Source organism: Kitasatospora sp. NPDC058048 (genome assembly GCF_042885555.1).
GTDB lineage: Bacteria > Actinomycetota > Actinomycetes > Streptomycetales > Streptomycetaceae > Kitasatospora > Kitasatospora lactacystinica.
In genome coordinates this window covers 80796-100226 of record NZ_JBHVRT010000010.1, presented here as the reverse complement: position 1 = coordinate 100226, position 19431 = coordinate 80796, and the positions used below count along the sequence as shown (strand labels likewise).

General features: G+C 71.4%; 15 protein-coding genes, 1 tRNA gene and 1 other RNA gene. 3 read left to right on the top strand and 14 right to left on the bottom strand.

Going from position 1 to position 19431, the window contains the following annotated elements:
* Window positions 1-122 precede the first annotated feature (122 nt).
* Window positions 123-1979 (top strand): S9 family peptidase, encoded by a 1857-nt coding sequence (locus ACFVVA_RS13540; protein WP_387688910.1) that lies wholly within the window; start codon window positions 123-125, stop codon window positions 1977-1979.
* The gene (locus tag ACFVVA_RS13535; protein WP_387688908.1) at window positions 1976-2653 is read left to right on the top strand and encodes a hypothetical protein; all 678 of its coding nucleotides are present in this window, start codon (window positions 1976-1978) and stop codon (window positions 2651-2653) included. Before ACFVVA_RS13540 ends, ACFVVA_RS13535 begins: the two co-directional genes overlap by 4 nt.
* Before the next feature lie 27 nt (window positions 2654-2680).
* Here the strand turns inward: ACFVVA_RS13535 and ACFVVA_RS13530 are convergent, their stop codons facing one another.
* The 10 genes from ACFVVA_RS13530 to ffs form a co-directional block, all read right to left on the bottom strand.
* Complete coding sequence (locus ACFVVA_RS13530) at window positions 2681-3460, bottom strand: SURF1 family protein (RefSeq protein ID WP_387688906.1); 780 nt, start codon at window positions 3458-3460, stop codon at window positions 2681-2683.
* Between the two features lie 67 nt (window positions 3461-3527).
* Window positions 3528-4889 carry a hypothetical protein gene (locus ACFVVA_RS13525; protein WP_387688904.1) on the bottom strand — a complete coding sequence of 454 codons (1362 nt, stop codon included), beginning with the start codon at window positions 4887-4889 and terminating at the stop codon, window positions 3528-3530.
* On the bottom strand, window positions 4882-5520 hold the full coding sequence (locus tag ACFVVA_RS13520; protein WP_387688902.1) for a SigE family RNA polymerase sigma factor: 639 nt from the start codon (window positions 5518-5520) through the stop codon (window positions 4882-4884). Before ACFVVA_RS13520 ends, ACFVVA_RS13525 begins: the two co-directional genes overlap by 8 nt.
* 197 nt (window positions 5521-5717) lie before the next feature.
* Window positions 5718-6872 carry an aspartate-semialdehyde dehydrogenase gene (locus ACFVVA_RS13515; RefSeq protein WP_387688900.1) on the bottom strand — a complete coding sequence of 385 codons (1155 nt, stop codon included), beginning with the start codon at window positions 6870-6872 and terminating at the stop codon, window positions 5718-5720.
* Window positions 6873-6918: 46 nt separating this feature from the next.
* Window positions 6919-8199, bottom strand: a complete 1281-nt coding sequence (locus ACFVVA_RS13510; RefSeq protein ID WP_359905659.1) for an aspartate kinase — start codon at window positions 8197-8199, stop codon at window positions 6919-6921.
* Between the two features lie 340 nt (window positions 8200-8539).
* Window positions 8540-9253 (bottom strand): DUF5063 domain-containing protein, encoded by a 714-nt coding sequence (locus tag ACFVVA_RS13505; protein WP_387688898.1) that lies wholly within the window; start codon window positions 9251-9253, stop codon window positions 8540-8542.
* Window positions 9246-9845: a recombination mediator RecR gene (recR, locus tag ACFVVA_RS13500; protein ID WP_316522617.1), complete on the bottom strand. Its 600-nt coding sequence runs from the start codon at window positions 9843-9845 to the stop codon at window positions 9246-9248. Before recR ends, ACFVVA_RS13505 begins: the two co-directional genes overlap by 8 nt.
* A 287-nt stretch (window positions 9846-10132) precedes the next feature.
* On the bottom strand, window positions 10133-10471 hold the full coding sequence (locus ACFVVA_RS13495; RefSeq protein WP_359905653.1) for a YbaB/EbfC family nucleoid-associated protein: 339 nt from the start codon (window positions 10469-10471) through the stop codon (window positions 10133-10135).
* 177 nt (window positions 10472-10648) lie between these two features.
* The gene (locus ACFVVA_RS13490) at window positions 10649-12859 is read right to left on the bottom strand and encodes a DNA polymerase III subunit gamma and tau (RefSeq protein ID WP_387688895.1); all 2211 of its coding nucleotides are present in this window, start codon (window positions 12857-12859) and stop codon (window positions 10649-10651) included.
* A 70-nt stretch (window positions 12860-12929) separates the two neighbouring features.
* Window positions 12930-13020: signal recognition particle sRNA small type (gene ffs / locus ACFVVA_RS13485), an RNA gene on the bottom strand.
* Between the two features lie 110 nt (window positions 13021-13130).
* Here ffs and ACFVVA_RS13480 point away from each other — a divergent pair.
* Window positions 13131-13215 (top strand) — tRNA-Ser (locus ACFVVA_RS13480).
* A 92-nt stretch (window positions 13216-13307) separates the two neighbouring features.
* Here the strand turns inward: ACFVVA_RS13480 and ACFVVA_RS13475 are convergent.
* From ACFVVA_RS13475 to ACFVVA_RS13460, 4 genes are all read right to left on the bottom strand, one after another.
* Window positions 13308-14714, bottom strand: a complete 1407-nt coding sequence (locus tag ACFVVA_RS13475) for a hypothetical protein (RefSeq protein ID WP_387688893.1) — start codon at window positions 14712-14714, stop codon at window positions 13308-13310.
* Window positions 14711-16552 carry a hypothetical protein gene (locus ACFVVA_RS13470; protein ID WP_387688891.1) on the bottom strand — a complete coding sequence of 614 codons (1842 nt, stop codon included), beginning with the start codon at window positions 16550-16552 and terminating at the stop codon, window positions 14711-14713. The genes ACFVVA_RS13475 and ACFVVA_RS13470 overlap by 4 nt, the downstream gene beginning before the upstream one ends.
* Before the next feature lie 116 nt (window positions 16553-16668).
* Window positions 16669-17454, bottom strand: a complete 786-nt coding sequence (locus ACFVVA_RS13465) for a toll/interleukin-1 receptor domain-containing protein (RefSeq protein WP_387688889.1) — start codon at window positions 17452-17454, stop codon at window positions 16669-16671.
* A gap of 138 nt (window positions 17455-17592) precedes the next feature.
* Window positions 17593-18831 carry a helix-turn-helix transcriptional regulator gene (locus tag ACFVVA_RS13460; RefSeq protein WP_387688887.1) on the bottom strand — a complete coding sequence of 413 codons (1239 nt, stop codon included), beginning with the start codon at window positions 18829-18831 and terminating at the stop codon, window positions 17593-17595.
* Between the last annotated feature and the right edge of the window lie 600 nt (window positions 18832-19431).

Below are 19431 nucleotides of genomic sequence, written 5' to 3'. Positions count from 1 at the left end.
CGCCCGGGGGCCGGTCCCCGCACGCCCCGGAGCGGCCGTGGCGGGATCCCGGCACGCGGGGCGGGTGGCCGAAGCCCACCCGCCCGTTCCCTTCCCTCCCCCCGATCGGGTTGGATGGTCGGATGAGCGAGGAGAAGAGCGCCGTACCGGCGTGGGAGCAGCGGTTCAGGGCGGCCCGGGTGTCCCTGCCCGACTGGGCCGAGGACGCCCCCGACCGGGCGTTGTACGTGTCCAACGCGACCGGCACCTACGAGGTCTACGCCTGGGACCGCGCCACCGGCGCCCACCGCCGGGTGACCGACCGTCCGAACGGCACCACCGACGCCGAGCTGTCCCCCGACGGCGACTGGGTCTGGTGGTTCGACGACCACGACGGTGACGAGTTCGGCGTCTGGCGCCGCCAGCCGTTCGCGGGCGGCCCCGACGAGGAGGCCGTGCCCGGCCTCGCCGCTTCCTACTCGGCCGGCCTGGCCCTCGGCCGCGACGGCACCGTGGTCGTCGGCCGCTCGACGGACGAGGACGGCACCACCCTGCACCTGCGCCGCCCCGGCAGCGCCGAGCCGGTCGAGATCTACCGGCACGAGGAGTACGGCGGCATCGGCGACCTCAGCCACGACAGCACCCTGCTCGCCATCGACCACACCGAGCACGGCGACGCGATGCACTCCGCGATCCGGGTCGTCCGCGTCACCGGGGACGGCGGGGTCGAGACCGTCGCCGAGCTGGACGAGGTCACCGGCCGGGACGAGCCGCGCGGCGTCGCCTGCCTGGGCTTCGCGCCGGTCGAGGGCGACACCCGGCTGCTGGTCGCCCACCAGCGCACCGGCCGCTGGGAGCCGATGATCTGGGACGTCGCCACGGGTGCCGAGACCGCCCTCCCGCTGCGTGACGAGCAGGGCCGCGAACTGCCCGGCGACGTCTCCGCGCAGTGGCGCCCCGGCGCCGGTGAGCTGCTGGTGGAGCACGAGTACGAGGCGCGTAGCGAGCTGTTCTCGTACGGGCTGGCCGACGGCCGGCTGACCCGCCTGGACACCCCGCGCGGCACCGTCGGCGGCGCCACCGCCCGTCCGGACGGCACCGTCGAGTACCTGTGGTCCTCCGCCGCCGAGCCCTCCGCCGTCCGTTCCACCGCCGGTACGGTCGTGCTGCGGGCGCCCGGCGCGGTGCCGCCCGGTTCGGTGCCGGTCGAGGACGTCTGGGTGGACGGGCCCGGCGGGCGGGTGCACGCCCTGGTGCAGCGGCCGTCGACGGCCGGGCCGGGCCCGTACCCGACCGTGTTCGAGATCCACGGCGGCCCGACCCACCACGACAGCGACTCCTTTGCCGCCGGTCCGGCCGCCTGGCTGGACCACGGCTTCGCGGTGGTCCGGGTCAACTACCGCGGTTCGACCGGCTACGGCCAGGCCTGGACGGACGCGCTGCACGAGCGGGTCGGCCTGATCGAGCTGGAGGACATCGCGGCGGTCCGCGCCTGGGCCGTCGACAGCGGCCTCGCCGACCCGGCCCGGCTGGTGCTCACCGGCGGCAGCTGGGGCGGTTACCTGACCCTGCTCGGCCTCGGCGTCCAGCCCGACAGCTGGGCCCTCGGTGTCGCCGCCGTGCCAGTCGCGGACTACCACACCGCGTACGCCGACGAGATGGAGGCGCTCAAGTCGCTGGACCGCACGCTCTTCGGCGGCACCCCGCAGGAGGTGCCGGAGCGTTTCACGGCCTCCTCGCCGCTGACCTACGTCGAGCAGGTGCGGGTGCCGGTGTACATCAGCGCCGGGGTCAACGACCCGCGCTGCCCGATCCGGCAGATCGACAACTACGTCGAGCGGCTGGAGCAGCTCGGCAAGCCGCACGAGGTGTACCGCTACGACGCCGGGCACGGCTCGCTGGTGGTGGAGGAGCGGATCAAGCAGCTGCGGCTGGAGATCGAGTTCGTCCGGCGGTACCTGGGCGCGGCCGGGAGCGACGCAGACGGAGGGGCGGCGTGAGACGTCTGCTGCTGCTCGCGGGGGTGGCGGTGGCCGGGGCCCTGGTGCTCAGCGGCTGCTCGGGGTCGCGGCCGGCGGTCGCCTCCTGCCCGCCTCCGGCCGGCCCGCCGGCGCCGAGCTCCTCGGCCGTCGCGCCCAAGCCGGCCGTGCCGCCCACCACCGCACCGCCGACCGGCGCCGTCCCGCCCGCCGGTGCCACGCCGCTCGCCGGCGCCGTCCCGCCCGCCGGTGCCGTCCCGCCCGCCACGGCGACCAAGGCGAGCGCACCGGGCGCGGGGAGGGCAGACGGGATCGCAGGCGGGATCGCGGGCACGGCCGTCCTGGCGGCGGCCTACGAGTCGACCGACCCGGATGGCACCGTCGAGCTCGCCAAGGGTTCGAAGGGGTCCGGCGGCTCCTCGGGCTCCTCGGGTTCCTCCGGCTCGAAGGGCTCCAAGGGGTCGAAGACCGGTCGCACCGTGCACCACCACATCGACCACTACGACAACGACGACCACAACGGCAGCGGCAACGGCAACGGCCACTGCCACAGCGACCCGACGCCGCTGCCCACCGGCTCGTCCTCCCCGACCCAGCAGCCGCTCCCGACGCCGACACCGGCGGCACCGACACCGACGGCGCCCCCGCCGGCGGTCAAGCCGACAGCGGCACCGGCCCTGCCGACCAAGCGCTGAGAGCGGGGTCGGACCAGGACGCGCCGGTCAGTCCAGGACCGGGTCCAGCCCGAGGGCCCGGTCCTGCTCCGCCTCCGCCTCACGGCGCACCAGGCGGAACCACATGAAGACCACGAACCCGGCGAAGACGAACCACTCCAGGGTGTAGCCCAGGTTCTGGAACGCGCGCAGGGTGAGCCCGTCGCCGCCCTGCGGCTGCACGGTCGGTACCGGGGCCAGCCCGGCGGGCGCGTCGTCGACGGCCACCCAGCCGTCGTACCAGCCGTCGTACTCCAGCACGTTCAGCAGCGACGCCCGGTTGATCATGCCGAGCTGCCCGGTCGGCAGACCGCCCGCCACCGCGCCGTTGCTGCCCACGGCCTCGTTGGCCTGCAGGCGCCCGGTCACCGTCACCTCTCCGCCCGGCGGCGGCCCGGCCGCGGCCGGGTCCCCACCCGCCCAGCCGCGCACCACGGCGACGGCGTGACCGTCGGCGGTGCGCAGCGGGGTGAGCACGTAGTAGCCCTGCTTGCCGTCCACCACCCGGTTGGGGACGAGCAGTTGGTGCTCGCTGTCGTAGGTGCCGGTCACCGTGACCGTCCTGCCGACGGTCTCCGTGCTCACCTGCGGAGTCGCCTGGTTGAGCAGTGCGTCGATCGGCCGGGCGTCACTCGAAGCGGTGACCGCCTGCTTGGCCTCCTGGTGCGTGGACACCCGGTCCTCGAACCGGCCGAGCTGCCAGGAACCCAGCCACAGGCACACCGCCACGGCCGCCACGGCCACGACGGTGCCGCCGAGCCAGCGCGAAGTCAGGAGGAACCGGTACACACCCCCACGGTAACCACTCCTCACACCCGCCCGGCCCCCGGGCCCCGGGCCACGGCCGCGCCCGCGGTCACCCCGCCGTCGGCGAGCCCGACGGCTGCGGCACCGAACCGCCCAGGTTCTGAACGCCGCCGCGGTAGACGGTGCCGCTGCACGCCACGGGCAGGGTCGCCGTGGCGGCCGCCGGACTGCCGGGGGCGGGAGTGTGGGCGATGGTCACGGTGGACGGTGCGGCGGTCGGGCCGCCGGTCGGGGTCGGGGTCGGGCTGGGAGCCGTGCTGGGGCCCGCCGACGGGGACGAGGAGGCCGGCGGGTTGGCGCTGGGCTCGCTGGAGGGGACGGAGGCCGGGGCGCCGGGCTCGATGGCCGGGACGTCCGAGCGCAGGGCCACCTGGTTGACGCCGCTCGACGGGGTGGTCAGGCTGCCGGAGCCGGCACAGGTCCGGTCGGGGACCCAGGCGAACTGCACCCGGTACCCGGCCCGCGGCGCGAGCACCGGGGGCTCCCCGTCCATCGCGGGCAGGCCGGCCGCCGGGTCGCCCGGCGCGTGGTCGGCGGTGCGGATACGGCCGCGGTCGCCGCCGCTGACGGCGGTGACCGCCACCGAGCCCGGCCCGCCGAGCCGGCAACTGCGCACGGAGACGTTGTAGACGGTGAACGAGCCGTAGATCCGCCCGTCGACGTCGGCCGTGCCGACCTGCGCGACGCCTTCGCCGAGGTCCGTCCGGGTGCAGAGCGGGACGATGCCGCCGTCGCCGGCCCCGGAGGTCCCGGAGGGCGCGACGCCGCCGTCGGTTTGCGTCAGCCCGCCGCCGGGAGTGTGCGGGGCCGAGGCCGTACCGGTCGGCGAGATGGCGGCGCCGGTGCCGCCCGCGCCCGTCTGCGCGGCCGCCCCGGTACCGCCGGCGGTACCGGCGGCACCGCTGGGGGACGCGGCAGCAGGGCTCTTGGCGTCGGCCGAGCCGGGACCGCCGGAGAGCCCGAGGTGCTCCCCCTCGTGCAGGACGGGCAGGCCGATCGCGACGGCGAAGGCGAGTGCGGCCGCCCCGGTCCAGGCGCCGCGCCGGGCGGCCCGGCGGCGGGGCACGGCCCGCCGGATCCGCGGCAGCCCGCCCACGGCGGGCTGGATGCCGGAGACGGCGCCGTGCAGCCGCTCGCGCAGCGCCCGTTCGTCGGCGGACAGGTCCAGGAGCTCCGGGACCTCCCCCGCGGGGCCGTCCGCACCGGGCTTCCCGGCCGCGTTCGGACCGGACGCGTGCGCACTGGACGCGTGCGGACTCGGTGCGTTCGGACTCGGTGCGCGCGTACCCGGCGAACTCGACTCGGGCGCCGTCGACTCGGGCGCGTGCGGCTCGGACGTGTTCGGCTCGGACGCGTTCGGCTCGGACGCCCCGTCGACCGGTCGCCGACGGCCGTCGTCCGCCTCAGCCATGTCCGGCCTCCATCTGGACGCGCAGGGCGGCGAGTCCGCGGGAGCCGTAGGCCTTCACCGAGCCGAGCGAGATGCCCAGGGTCTCGGCGACCTGCGCCTCCGTCATGTCCACGAAGTAACGCAGCACCAGAACCTCCCGCTGACGGCGTTGCAGACCACGCAGCGCGGCCTTCAACTGGTCGCGCTCCAGGGCATCGTAGGCACCTTCTTCTGCACTGGCCATGTCAGGCATGGGCTTCGGCAGCAGTCGCAGCCCGAGGATGCGGCGGCGCAGCGTGGAGCGGGACAGGTTGACGACCGTCTGCCGCAGGTAGGCCAGGGTCTTCTCGGGTTCGCGCACCCTGCGCCGGGCGGCGTGCACCCGGATGAACGCCTCCTGGACGACGTCCTCGCACGTCGAGAGGTCGTCCAGGAGCAGTGCCGCGAGCCGCAGCAACGAGCGGTAGTGCGCCTGGTAGGTCTCGGTGAGCAGGTCCTCGCTGGTACCCGCGTCGGTACCGGCGCCGGAGTCCGCCGCACCGCGTGCGGCCGCCGTCATCTGGTCTTCTTCCGGCCTACTCGCAGCCCACGGGGCGCGCGACGGGAAGGGCACCGCGGCTCTCGCCGGGATGCCCGCCCTTGCCCCCACCATCACGTTCGCCACGCACGTTGGACACTCGATCCCCTGTCATGGTTGCCCGGCTCGGGGCCCATTCTTCCGCATCGGCGGAAGAGGCCTCCAGGGGATTCCCCCGGGATTCCGGACAGATTGTGTCGAGGAGCGAACACAGGTATGGACACAGCTGTGGACACAAGCGGGCACTTCGGAACGCGCGAGGGCCCCGGGACCTAGTACTCCGGCTTCTCCGGCCCCGTCGGCCCCGTCGGCCCCGTCGGCTCAGCCGTCGCCGCCGCGTCCAACTCCCCGTCCGGCTCCGCGTCCACCGGCTCGCCCGCTGTCAGCTCCGCCGCGACCAGCTCGGCCAGCTGCACCAGGTTGAGCGCCGACCCCTTGCGCAGGTTGTCCCCGCACAGGAAGAGGTCCAGCGCGTCCGGCTCGTCCAGCGCCCGCCGGACCCTCCCGACCCAGACCGGGTCCGTCCCGACCACGTCGTTCGGCGTGGGGAACTCGCCGGCCGCCGGGTCGTCGTAGAGCACCACGCCGGGCGCGTCCCGCAGGATGTCCTGCGCGTGCTCCTGGGTGACCTCGCGTTCGAACCGCGCGTGCACGGCCAGCGCGTGGGTGCGGACGACCGGGATGTGGACGCAGGTCGCCGAGACCTTCAGGGCGGGCAGGCCGAGGACCTTGCGGGACTCGTCGCGGATGCCCGTCTCCTGGGCGGACCAGCCGCCCTCGCGCAGTCCGCCGGTCCAGGGCACCGCGTTGAGCACCAGCGGGGCGGCGAACGGCCCCTGATCGGCGATCAGCGCGCGCAGGTCACCGGTCTGCCGGCCGACGGCGGCACCCGCCACCAGCCCGGTCTGCGCGCGCAGCGCCGCCTCGCCGTCGCGGCCCTCGCCGTCGGCGGCCTGGTAGGAGGCGACCACGAGCTGCGCCAGCCCGTACTCGGCGTGCAGCGCCCCCACCGCGGCGATCATCGCGAGGGCGGTGGCGGCCGGACTGGCGACGATGCCGCGCGGGCGGATCCGCAGCGCGGCCGCGTTGACCTCCGGGACGACCAGCGGCACGTCCTCGGCGGTGCGGAAGACGGCCGAGCCGTCGATCACCACGACGCCCTTGGCCGCCGCGATCGGCGCCCACTGCGCCGAGACCGGGTCGGGGACGGCGAACACCGCCACGTCGATGCCCGCGAAGGCCTCCTCGGCCAGCGGGACGACCTCGACGGCCTCCCCGCGCACCACCGCCTTGCGGCCGGCCGAGCGCGGGGAGGCGACGAGTCGGATCTCGCCCCAGACGTCCTGGCGGAGGGAGAGCAGCCCGAGCAGCACCTCACCGACCGCGCCGGTGGCGCCGACGACGGCGAGGTTCGGACGCCGGGTCATCGCCCGGCGCCCCGGCAGGACCCGGTGATCCGGCCCCGCGTCCGGGTCATCGCCCGGTGCCGCCGTAGACGACGGCCTCGTCGCTCTCGCTGTCCAGGCCGAAGGCGCTGTGGACGGCGCGGACGGCCTCCGGCACGTCGTCGGCACGGGTGACCACCGAGATGCGGATCTCCGAGGTGGAGATCAGCTCGATGTTGACGCCCGCGGCGGACAGCGCCTCGAAGAAGGTCGCCGTGACGCCCGGGTTGGAGCGCATGCCGGCGCCGACCAGCGAGATCTTGCCGATCGCGTCGTCGTAGCGCAGCGACTCGTAGCCGATGCCCGCCTTGACCCGGCCCAGCGCGTCGATGGCCTTCTGGCCCTCGGTCTTGGGCAGGGTGAAGGAGATGTCGGTCAGGCCGGTCGACGCGGCGGAGACGTTCTGCACCACCATGTCGATGTTGACCTCGGCGTCGGCGATGGCGCGGAAGATGCGCGCCGCCTCGCCCGGCTTGTCGGGCACGCCGACGACGGTGACCTTGGCCTCGGAGGTGTCGTGGGCGACTCCGGAGATGATGGCCTGCTCCATCTCGCCCCCTTCGGGCTTGTTCGGGTTGTCGTTGCTGACGATCGTCCCGGGAAGACCCGAGAAGGACGAGCGTACGTGAATCGGGATGTTGTAGCGACGGGCGTACTCGACACACCGATCGAGCAGCACCTTGGAACCCGACGAGGCCAGCTCCAGCATGTCCTCGTAGGCGATCCAGTCGATCTTGCGGGCCTTCTTCACCACGCGCGGGTCGGCGGTGAACACGCCGTCCACGTCGGTGTAGATCTCGCAGACCTCGGCGCTGAGCGCGGCGGCGAGCGCCACGGCGGTGGTGTCCGAGCCGCCCCGGCCCAGCGTGGTGATGTCCTTGCTGGTCTGGGAGACGCCCTGGAAACCGGCCACGATCGCGATGTTGCCCTCGTCCAGGGCGGTGCGGATGCGGCCGGGCGTCACGTCGATGATGCGCGCCTTGTTGTGGACGGAGTCGGTGATGACACCGGCCTGGCTGCCCGTGAAGGACTGTGCCTCGTGCCCCAGGGATTTGATCGCCATGGCCAGCAGCGCCATGGAGATGCGCTCTCCAGCGGTCAGCAGCATGTCGAACTCACGGCCGGCAGGCAGCGGTGACACCTGCTCCGCGAGTTCGATGAGCTCGTCCGTCGTGTCGCCCATCGCGGACACCACGACGACGACCTCATGGCCGGCCTTCTTGGTGTCAACGATCCGGCGGGCCACGCGCTTGATGCCTTCGGCATCCGCAACGGATGAGCCGCCGTACTTCTGCACGACAAGGCCCACGTGCGCTCCTCGACTCGAAGTCTTTTCCGGGGGCTCCGGGCCCCCGTACCCCCCTGGGGAGAGGGGGGTGCGGTCGTCGTCAGTCTACCGAGCAGGGGTGCTCCGACCGGCGCTTTCCATATGGTGAGACGGTAGTTTCAGCACGTGAGCGGCCGTGCGGGTGGCTCCGCCGTCAGGTCTGCGGGCGATTCGGTACGGCTCCGAAGAATCGGCGGATCGGGGGACGGCGATCCGGCCGGATTTCTTTTCCGGCCGGGCCACTGAGGCATTCATCACAATCCGGGAGGGCCGTCGCGGAATACCGCCTACCGGCTGCCGCCGACCGACCACCGGCTGCCGCCTACCGCCCGAGGCCGAGCTCGGCCGCCATCAGGTCGCCCGCCTGCTGTTCGAGCTGCTCGTCGGTAAGCCCGTCGTCGTCGGTGTCCGCGCCGTCCGGCACCGCGCCGAGCGGGCTGTCCAGCCGGACGTGGGCGATCAGCGACTGCAGGGCCCGCAGCACCGCCGTGCAGGTCGTGCCCCAGTTGGAGAGGTACGAGAACTGCCACCACCACAGCGCCTCGCTGATCCGGCCCTCGCGGTAGTGGGTCAGCCCGTGCTGGAGCTCGCTGACCACGCCGGCCAGGTCGTCCGAGATCCGGAAGGCATTGGGCTTCTCCGGCGGGCCGTACGGGTCGAAGACCTCGTGGTAGACGTCGATCGGCGCGAGCAGCTCGGCGAGGCGCTCGCGCAGCTGCTCGCCGTCCGGCTCGGGACCGGCGTCGGGCTCGAAGCGGTCCTCCGGGACGACGTCCTCGATCGCACCCAGCCGGCCGCCGGTCAGCAGCAGCTGCGAGACCTCCAGGAGCAGCAGCGAGACCGCGCTGCCGGGCTCGTCGCCCTTGGCGACCTCGGTGACGGCGAGCACGAAGCTCTCCACCGAGTCGGCGATCTGCACGGCGAAGTCGTCCGGCTCCGAACCGTGACCGTGGATGTGCGGGGCGTGCGCCCCCGGTTCCCCGTGGGACTGCTGGTGGGGGGTGTGGGGCTGCTGGTTGATCGTCCGGTCAGACATCGAGCAGTCGTCTCCCTTCGAAGGCGCGACCGAGGGTGACCTCGTCCGCGTACTCCAGATCCCCGCCGACGGGCAGGCCGCTCGCCAGACGGGTCACCTTCAGGCCCATCGGCTTGCAGAGCCGGGCCAGGTAGGTGGCGGTCGCCTCCCCCTCCAGGTTGGGGTCGGTGGCCAGGATCAGCTCGGTGACCGTGCCGTCCGCGAGGCGCGACAGCAGTTCGCGGATGCGCAGGTCGTCCGGGCCGACGCCCTCGATGGGGCTGATCGCGCCGCCCAGCACGTGGTAGCGGCCGCGGAACTCGCGGGTGCGCTCGATGGCGACGACGTCCTTGGACTCCTCGACCACGCAGATGACGGCGAGGTCGCGGCGCGGGTCCAGGCAGACCCGGCACTGCTCGGCCTCCGCGACGTTGCCGCAGACCGCGCAGAAGCGGACCTTGTCCTTGACCTCCAGCAGCGCGTGGGCCAGCCGGCGCACGTCGGTCGGGTCGGCCTGCAACACGTGGAAGGCGATCCGCTGGGCGCTCTTGGGCCCGACGCCGGGCAGCCTGCCCAGTTCGTCGATCAGGTCCTGAACCACGCCCTCGTACAACGTCGCGCCTTCCCTCGGATGGTCGATGGTGCCGTATGCCCGGTGGTGGCCGGTGACGGCCGGTAGTGGCCTGCTGGTCCGTGGTGGCCTGGCGGCCGGTGGTGGCCTGACGGCCGGGTGGCGGACGACCGGTGGTACCGGACGGCCGGTGGTGCTCCGGTGCCATCATCCAACGAATCGGGCGTCGGACACAGCGCCCGACGCCCGACTCCCACATAAATCACATAGGTCCGTCGTCTGAACTTCAGACCTTCTGGAACGTAGAGCCGACGTTAGAACGGCCGACGCTAGAACGGCAGGCCGGGGATGCCGCCGCCCAGGCCCTGGGTCAGCGGGCCCATGCGCTCGGCCTGCATCTTCTGCGCGGTCTGGTTGGCGTCCCGGACGGCCGCCAGGATCAGGTCGGCCAGCGTCTCGGTGTCCTCCGGGTCCACGGCCGCCGGGGCGATGGTCAGCGCCACCAGTTCACCGGCGCCGGTCACCGTCGCCTCGACCAGGCCGCCGCCCGCCGAACCGTTCACCTTCGTCTCGGCCAGCTCCTGCTGGGCCTTGGCGAAATCCTGCTGCATCTTCTGCGCCTGCTTCAGCAGCTGCTGCATGTTGGGCTGGCCACCACCGGGGAACACGGCTGTCTCCTTGCTGTCACGGCTGTCATGCGGTGCTTCGTTCGTCACCGCCGAGCCTACGTGCTGCCCACCGCTCCGGGGCCCGGCTCCGGGGCGGCTCAGGGTCGACTCGGGGACGGCCCCGGGGCTCGGGCCCGGACCGGTGCCGTTGCACGCGGGCGGGGCCCCGGGCCCGGCTCAGGAGCCCTGGTGGTGGATCTCCTCCAGCACCGTCGCGCCCAGTTCGCGGATGATCAGCTCCTGCCCGGAGAACACGTCCTCCTTCAGGTCCGGATCGTCCGCCTCCGGGATGTCGTCCTCCGGGGCCACCGACCGCACCGGACGGGCCTGCGCGGCCTGGACCGGCGGGGCCTGCACCGGTGCGGGCTTCACGGGCGGCGCCTGGACGGGCGCCGGCGCGGCCTGGACCGGCGGAGCCTGCACGGGCGCCGGCGCGGGCGCGGGCATCGACGGCGCGGCCGCCGCCGGGCGCGCCGGGGCTCCCCAGCCCCCGCCGCCCTGGGCACCGCCGCTCGGAGCCCCGCCACCCGGGCCGCCGGCGCCGCCGGACGGGTCGACGATGCACTCGATCCGCCAGTCCACGCCCAGCGCCTCGGCCAGCGCGGCGCGCAGCACGTCGTCGCTGTTGCTGCCGACGAAGCTGTCCCGGGCACCGGCGTTGATGAAGGACACCTGGAGCACGCTGCCGTCGAACCCGGCCACCTGGCCGTTCTGGCTGAGCAGGATCCAGGTGAAGCGGCGGCGGTTCTTCACCGCCTCCAGGATCTGCGGCCACAGCTGCCGCACCTGCGCGGCGCCCTGCTGCGCGGACGCCGACGGCTGCCCGCCGGGGGCCGCCGCCGGGGCGGCGGCCGGAGCAGGGGCCGGAGCGGGCACGGGAGCAGGAACCGCCTGGGCCGGGGCCGCCTGCGGCTGCGCCATGGGGGGCGTCGCCGGAGCCGCAGCGGGGGCGCCACCGGCGGGCGGGAAGCTGCGCGGGATCGGCCACGCACCCGGCGCCGACCCGGCAGGAGCGGCGGGCGGCGCGGCCTGCACGGGCGGCGCGGCCTGCACGGGCGGCGCGGCCTGCACGGGAGCGGCCTGCACGGGAGCGGCCTGCACGGGGGGCGCGGCCGGGACGGGCGCCACCGGCACCTCGCCCACCGGCGCAGCCGCCGCCGGGGCAACCGCCGCCGGGGCCGCCATCGGCATGCCCACCGGGGCCGCCATCGGCGCGGCGAACCCGCCCGCCGCCGCCCGTCGCTCCAGCTTGTCCAGCCGCGCCTGCAGCGACAGCTCGTCGCTGTAGGCGCCCGGCAGCATCACCCGGGCGCAGATCAGCTCCAGCTGCAGCCGGGGCGCCGCGTTGCCGCGCATCTCGGTCAGCCCGGTGTTGACGATGTCGGCGGCCCGGCTCAGCTCGGCCGCGCCGAACGCGTCCGCCTGCGCCTGCATCACCGCGACCCGGTCGGCCGGGGCGTCGATCAGCCCCTTCTCCCCGGCGTCCGGCACGGTGGCCAGGATCACCAGGTCGCGCAGCCGCTCCAGCAGGTCGGTGACGAAGCGGCGCGGGTCGTGCCCGCCCTCGACCACCCGGTCGACCACCTGGAACACCGTCGCCCCGTCGTGCGCGGCGAAGGCGTCCACCACCTCGTCCAGCAGCGCCGAGTCGGTGTAGCCGAGCAGCGACGTGGCCATCTGGTACGTGACGCCGCCCTCGGCGGCCCCGGCCAGCAGCTGGTCCATCACCGACATCGAGTCACGCACCGACCCGGCACCCGCCCGCACCACCAGGGGGAACACGGTGTCCTCGACCTGGATCCCCTCCCGGCCGCACACCTCCGCCAGGTAGTCGCGCAGCGTGCCGGGCGGGACCAGCCGGAACGGGTAGTGGTGCGTCCGGGACCGGATCGTCCCGATCACCTTCTCCGGCTCGGTGGTCGCGAAGATGAACTTGAGGTGCTCCGGCGGCTCCTCGACGACCTTGAGCAGCGCGTTGAAGCCGGCCGAGGTCACCATGTGTGCCTCGTCCAGGATGAAAATCTTGTACCGGCTGTGCACCGGCGCGAAGAACGCCCGCTCGCGCAGCTCGCGCGCGTCGTCCACACCACCGTGCGAGGCGGCGTCGATCTCGATCACGTCGATCGACCCGGGCCCGCCGGTCGCCAGGTCCCGGCAGGACTGGCACTCCCCGCAGGGCGTCGGCGTCGGCCCCTGTTCACAGTTGAGACAACGGGCCAGGATGCGCGCGCTCGTCGTCTTTCCACAGCCACGCGGCCCGCTGAACAGGTACGCGTGGTTGACCCTGTTGTTGCGCAGGGCCTGCTGGAGCGGAGCGGTCACGTGCTCCTGCCCGATGACCTCCGCGAAGGTCTCGGGGCGGTAGCGGCGGTACAGGGCTAGGGACACACCCCCGACGATATCGGGACGGACCGACAAACGCGTCGCCCCTCACCCCTCGCCCCGGCCCCGGGAACGCAAAGACCCCCCGTGCACCCGCCAGAGCCCTCCTACCCTTGCTGCCTTCCGGCCCTGGGGGGGTTCAGAGAGATGACGCCACACGAGGGGCTGACCCCCACAGTACCGGATCCCGGCCCCGACGATCCACAGGCCACCCCATCCCTCCGCCTGCGGGACAGGTGGTCGCGACCACCCCGAAACATGTACTAAGCTCTCCCACGGAGGATTCGCCTAGAGGCCTAGGGCGCACGCTTGGAAAGCGTGTTGGGGGCAACCCCTCACGAGTTCGAATCTCGTATCCTCCGCCGGCAGAAGGCCCGGACCGCACAGCGGTCCGGGCCTTCGTCGTTTCATGGTCGCAGTCGGCAGATTCACCGGCTGTAGAACGCAGCAAACGTCAGTGATCGGTGTCCCAGCCGCGTTCCGACGGCTCCTGTCCGGCGGGAGCTTCCGACTCTGCCGACAGCATGGAGGCGTCTGTCACCTCGTGCCGCGACAACGCGCCCCGGGTCACGCGATTCATGTCGTAGTAGTCGTCCACTGTGTTGAGCCTCTCAGCTCGGTCGGTGATCGGTACCTGATCGACCTGGCCACCGTGATCTCGGTGGCCTTGGTGCTCGGCCCGCTGCTCCTGGACGGTCCCGCCGGAGCCCGGAGAGGGGGTCGGCATCTGCGACTGTTCGCCCTGCGTCTCCTCAGCAGGAGACGCCTTGCCAGGCCATCGACCCGACAGGTGTTGCCGGATTCGCTCCGCGGCGGCGACTCGGCCGGCGGCGTCGGTCGAGCGCGCGATTCGGTGCACGAGCACCTCGCGCTCGGCGGATCCCTCCTTGAGGCCGAGTTCGTCCAGCAGTTGGCGAATATGTTCGACAACGGCCTCGTCCGGTTCCACCACCGGCGGAGCGCTGGGGCCGAGCGGAATCGCCACTCCAGCGCGGTCCTCAGCCGGATGCTCCGGCGAGGCGGGGTCGCCCATGGGGCATACGGGCCCGGGGGTCGAAGCGCCTGCCACGAGGCGCCGGAAAGGCTCGGGGACCTCGGTGTTGTTGGCGGCGGCGGAAAGCTGGGCGAGCGGGCCGATCATGTCCACTGCCTTCTCGACCTCGTCTTCATGGCGTGTCAACCACCACACCACCGCACTACCTGGGCTCTTGAGCACCTCCTCACCGAGGTAGGTCCGCCTGTTCCGCTCATAGTGCCGGTGCTGTTCCCAGGCATCCTCCGTCTTGTGGAGCCTTGCCAGCTTCTCAAGACGGTCGTGGTCAGCCGGGTACAGGGTCAGTGAAACGTCGGTCGCCAGCGAGGTGACACGCGCCGACGCGTCCGCGGCCTCCGCGCCCAGCGTGCCCGCCAACCGATAGCCGGCAGCGACCGAGTGGTATGGATGTTCGTGGTTGGTGACGAACTGCGCCCGCTCCAGTACTGCGGACACGGCGAGGTTCACCAAGTTGGCGTGTGCAAGGTCGGAAAGGTTGTGGGTCGGCCGCCAGCGCACGGTGGCGGAGAACACGAAGCTGTAGTCGGGTAGTGCACTCGGAAGCGCCAGGCCCTCCACCCGGGTCTCTCGGAAGGGCGGTTCCACGGGAGCGCCCGGGCCGACGTACAGCGGCTCCGGCGGTACCTCGACCACCTGGGGAGACGGGACGGGACGGCGCGTCACCAACAGACACAGGCCGGCTGCCACGGTCATTGCGAGGAAGACGTCCAACCAGACCGGCCAGCCCGACAACCGACCAGCCAGGACTGGTGCCGACCCGCAGACGAGGACGAGCAGGATGGGCAGCGACTTGCTCTTGAAATTCATCGGTGCTCCTTTTCTGAGGCACCAAGACGACCGTCAAGGGTCTCGATACCCTGCTCGAAGTCGATCTTTTGCCAAAACCGGTATGCGGTCGCCATCCGGGAGGCCGCCTGCTCGGGCGGCACCTGAGCCCCGGCCTCGGCCCAGTCACGGGCGATCAGGTAGAAGTCGTTCAGGACGGACTGGCGGCCCTCGGCGGCCTGAAGCATGACATCCAACGCGCGCGGCCATTCATCAGCGTCTACTGCGGTGAGCCACTCGTGTGCGATCGGCGCCCAGCGGTCCGCGGGTAGCACGAGCACCGCCTGCCATCCAGCACGCAGGGTCCGCCACGGCGGCGGGAACAGAATCCCAGCGGGTTCCAGAAGTTCGAGCAGCAACGTCAAGTTGGGTCCCGGCGCGGTACGCAATCGGGCGAGCACCCGGTCGACCAACTGTTGGTAGAGGCGCCGGTTCGCCCTGACCAGTTCCAGAAGCTCCGCCCGAGCGGCGTCGATCTCTTCACCACCAGAACGGAGTGCAAGGTGGTGCAGCCGCACGACCGCCTGATCGGGGTGGGTTGGGGCAATGATGTGCCGGCAGACGCCTGTCAGCACGCGGACGAGATCCGGGCCGAGCCGCGGACCAACCGCCCATTCGTAGATCTTCGAGCGGACCTTGGCGCCGTACCGCTCGTGGGTGAGTCCCTGTTCAAGGAGGGTCGCCGCCTCGGTGTTCAACCGTCTGGGGCTGCCAGGACGTGTCCACAGTTCGGCCAGGGTGAAGAGGTCGCCAGGGCGGCCTGCAGCAAGTGACTGCTCGGCGAAGCGGACGACCAGGTTCGACCGGTCATCACCCGTGAGTGCCGGCAGCATGACGGCCCGGCCAACCCAGTTTCGAAGGTTCCCCCGTAGGTCTGGAAAGTTGACCCAGAAGTGAGTCCGTACAGCACTGTCGTAAGCGAGTCGCTCAAAACCGATCCGGCTGTCGTGGTCACGCTGGATATGTAATGACGTCAGCTGCTCACCCAGATCGGCTTGGGCCAATCGGTGCGTCTCGTCACCGCTGTGCTGGAGTTCGGCCAGTAGGCCGAGTGCTCCGTGAAAGACAGCGTCGGAGGTGGCGCCGTTCAGCATGGCGGCGGTGAGCAACAGGGCTCGATTCTGCGCGGTGCGATGGGTGCTGACCTGCCTGGCCACCTCACCGGCCCAGTTGGTGACTGCGGCAACCGCCTCGGCGCGCCAAGAGGAGAACTCGGAGCCGTAGTGGCCGCTGTCCCGCGCGCGACCGATCATCTCAGCGAGTCTGGCGAGCTCGCGCATCGGGGACTCATGCAGGAGTTGTTTCAGTTCTGGTTCGTCCAGCTCTCCCGGGTCGAAGCCGATGCCGGCCACTCGGAGGTATCGGCTGAGCACCGCCGGCCCGTACGGCCTCCCGACCCGTACGACGAGTGGCACGAACTCGGCTTTCAGCAGGTAATCGAGACCAGCTGGCAGAACAACAACCAAACGAGCGCCGCTGTGTTCGACCACCGCTCGGTAGGAGGTCAGGACGCGCTGAGCGCTCAGGTACCTGTCGTCGGGCGTTCCGGACAGATCGAGAAGGAACCGGTCGTGCGGAGCGGCGTCCAGGCCGCCTTCTTCGCGCTCCACCGACAGTTCCTCGAACCTCCCTGTCGGGAGGTCGAGTTGGTGAAGCAGCATGGTCGCTGCGGTCCGTCGACCGCAACCTTCTGCGCTCTCCAGCAGGACGACGGAACCAGGGGCGGTCAGCCTCTCGACGGCGGTGCCGTAGTGGTCGGGCGGCACGAACCAGCGACTGAGCCGCAGCCGATGCTGGTGGGCGATCACCAACGGATTCACGCCTGACCGGATCAGGCGGTCGGAGGTGACAGCGGTGTGCCAGAAGTTGTACTGCGGCCCACTCCCACTGTGGAGTGGGCCCGCTGACTCGCTGACCCAAGTATTTTCCCCGCCGCTCACCTGGCTCCGCCCTCGGGGCGACGGCGGTTGTCGACGTCGGTACGAAGGGTGCCGGAGTGCTTGCCAGCGATGTAGGTGACGCCCATCCCGTCCCCGGAGAACCGCGGAGCTGTGTGCTGATCTCCGCTCCCTGTGTGAACCGGTCCGCTCGGCTCACTGACGAAGGTGCCGGAGAATCCTCCGGCGAGGTTGCCGATGCCGCCGCGTTGACGGCTGCGGACCTCATGGGCTCGGATCTGGACGCCCTGGTACCGGGGGTCGTCATCCTCGGCTGACCGCCGCTGGTCGTCGCCGACCTCCTGGCGGGCGACAGCAGCCAGTTGCGGAACGAGATCGGCCAGGTCGTTCGCGATGCGGGTGAGGTCGGCATCGGCATTGCGCAAGTCCAGTCGCCGATACTGGTGATCCGCAAGTCCAGCCAGCTCCGAGGGTAGTTCCACCCGTCGGAGCCTCGGTGCGCGGTCAACCAGGATAGGAATGATCAGGGCACCGGACTCGAACGCCTCGATGATCTCCCTACGAGTCCAGTCCTCGGGATTGTCGAGTGCCCGCCCCCCGTCCGAGCTCCGCGCGTCCACCCAACGCGAACCGATGACGGGCAGCAGGACACTACTGCGACGGACGGCGGTGATCAGGGCCTCTGGGAAACGCCGGCCTGCTTCGATCGATTTGCTGGCCCGGAAGACGCGCTCGCTGCCGAAGCGTCGGGAGAGCTCCCGCTCGATCAGGGTGGCGGTACCTTCCTCATCGCCGGTGCGGTAGTTGATGAAAATGTCAGGCATGGCGGATTCCCCTCCAGAGGGTCGGTGTTTTCGAGTACAGCAATGGAGCAGTCACATCGGGCTCCCACACGAGGAGGTGCCACGCAGGAGGGAATCCGGTGAAGCGGGATTCCCTCGATCTCAGGCCGGCCCGTGGTATCAGGACCGGCTCGGGTGCAGGGCGCTGGTCAGCGCAGGATGGAGATTGCGGACAGATCGGTTAGTGCGAAAGCGCGCCAACTCCTTCGCAAGACGCCGGATGTCCGCGGTCACCGTGGCCGAACGCACAGCTACGGCCAAATCGAGCAGTTCGCCCGCAATTTCACAGGAGTGTTCGATCTCGCCGGCCGCGGCGTGCGCCAGTGCCCGCCGCAGTCCGTACCTGGCCCGGGTTCGTAGTGCCTGCGGCGAAATGCGCAGGCACTCCCGGTCGAAGACTTCGGCGGCCTCACGAGGCCGTCCAAGGTCGAACAGGCACCACCCAGTCACCATGGCGGCCGGATCGACCAGGTGGCTGGTACCGATCACCGGTCCGGTGCCGGCCCGTGCCGAGGCAGAGTCGAGCAGCTGACGGGCTCGGTCCAGGCTGCGCATGCAGGCCTGCTCGTCTCCGGCCAAGGCGTGTCCCTGTGCCTCGCGTTGAGCGGCCAGCCCGCGAATCCGCGGTGGCAGTCGGCTCTCCTGCGCTCGGCTCGCGAGCGCGATGGTCTGTTCGGCATCGGTGTCGTAGAAGGTGACGAGTGCACGCCGGACAAGGGCGTAGAAGGCGAGGTCACGGTCACCCCCCGCCTGAGCGAGCCCAACAGCCTTGGCGGTCCAGTCGAGGACGGAAGCGTTGTCGCCGGCCTCCTGTGCCATCCAGCCCGTGTAGTCGGCAAAGTGGGCGGCAAGGACGAACAGTCGTGCACCGTCACGCGGACCGCTGCTGGCGGCGACCTTGGCAACGGTACGGGTTTGGGCTTCGAGCAGGTCGAGGAGAGCGGACGGCTCGGTGGCCTGGCCGAGCTGTCGCATCTGATCGAGTTGCGCCCGGAACGGCCCGACAAGTGACACGCCGTCCGGCAGGTCGATCCGTTCACCATCAACTGGACTGAACCCGATCAGCGACGCCGCTCCAGCTGCTAGCAAGCCACGACGTGCCATCAACCGACCTGTCCCGGGCATCCGTCCGAGACGGCTGGACGGGTGCGGGCCCACCAATGCCTGCAAGCGTCCGGCTGATCCGAACAATGCGTCGCACCGCCGGGCCAAGCCGACGGAGGGCCGCTTTTCGCCACGCTCGATTCGGCTGAGATGGCTCCTGCTGTAGTTCACCTCTTGGGCGAGACCCCCAAGGGTGAGACCGGCCTCATCTCGCAGTCGGCGCAGTTCCCGACCGAAATCAAACGACATGATCATGCCAATCCTTCCCATGGCGATGCCTGAATCTGGGTGATCTGGGCGGGTGATCGGAGCAATCCCACTGCTCTGAGGGAGAGTTTGGCACGCACTCCGCCCGCAAAGGGGCGATCCGGACGAGTTGTCCGTTGCCTCTTTGCGGTGACTCCAGAGCACGCCGTCCGACGTTACGGCGCCATGCGTGGAGCCGGGGTTCGAGACCCCGCCGGCCCCAAGCCTCGTCCCGTCGCAGCCCTCACTACGGCGCCGCCGCGACTGGCAGTGCTGCCTCCTCTAACCAATTGAAGAACCTTCTGGCAGAGCCCCAGGTGGAGCGGTCGGAATTCGCGAACAGACGAGCCCGCGACGCACACGAAGGCCTACGCCCACCGACAAGCCAGAGGCAGCTGGTCTCACTTCTGGTCTCGTTCGCCACCGTCCGAAGCCGTTCGGAAGAGGCTGGGGCAATCACACCGCTCCAGGTCAGTACTGGTGTGGACCCCGCTGAACGGAGCCGAGGGGAATTGGAAAGCGTGTTGGGGGCAACCCCTCACGAGTTCGAATCTCGTATCCTCCGCCGGCAGAAGGCCCGGACCGCACAGCGGTCCGGGCCTTCGTCGT

What these genes read in the sequence shown, in the direction of transcription:
- ACFVVA_RS13540 (WP_387688910.1), top strand. Translation starts at nt 123, where the DNA reads ATGAGCGAGGAGAAGAGCGCCGTACCGGCGTGGGAGCAGCGGTTCAGG.
- ACFVVA_RS13525 (WP_387688904.1), bottom strand. Translation starts at nt 4,889, where the DNA reads ATGGCTGAGGCGGACGACGGCCGTCGGCGACCGGTCGACGGGGCGTCC.
- ACFVVA_RS13520 (WP_387688902.1), bottom strand. Translation starts at nt 5,520, where the DNA reads ATGGTGGGGGCAAGGGCGGGCATCCCGGCGAGAGCCGCGGTGCCCTTC.
- ACFVVA_RS13515 (WP_387688900.1), bottom strand. Translation starts at nt 6,872, where the DNA reads ATGACCCGGCGTCCGAACCTCGCCGTCGTCGGCGCCACCGGCGCGGTC.
- ACFVVA_RS13505 (WP_387688898.1), bottom strand. Translation starts at nt 9,253, where the DNA reads ATGTCTGACCGGACGATCAACCAGCAGCCCCACACCCCCCACCAGCAG.
- ACFVVA_RS13475 (WP_387688893.1), bottom strand. Translation starts at nt 14,714, where the DNA reads ATGAATTTCAAGAGCAAGTCGCTGCCCATCCTGCTCGTCCTCGTCTGC.
- ACFVVA_RS13465 (WP_387688889.1), bottom strand. Translation starts at nt 17,454, where the DNA reads ATGCCTGACATTTTCATCAACTACCGCACCGGCGATGAGGAAGGTACC.
- ACFVVA_RS13460 (WP_387688887.1), bottom strand. Translation starts at nt 18,831, where the DNA reads ATGATCATGTCGTTTGATTTCGGTCGGGAACTGCGCCGACTGCGAGAT.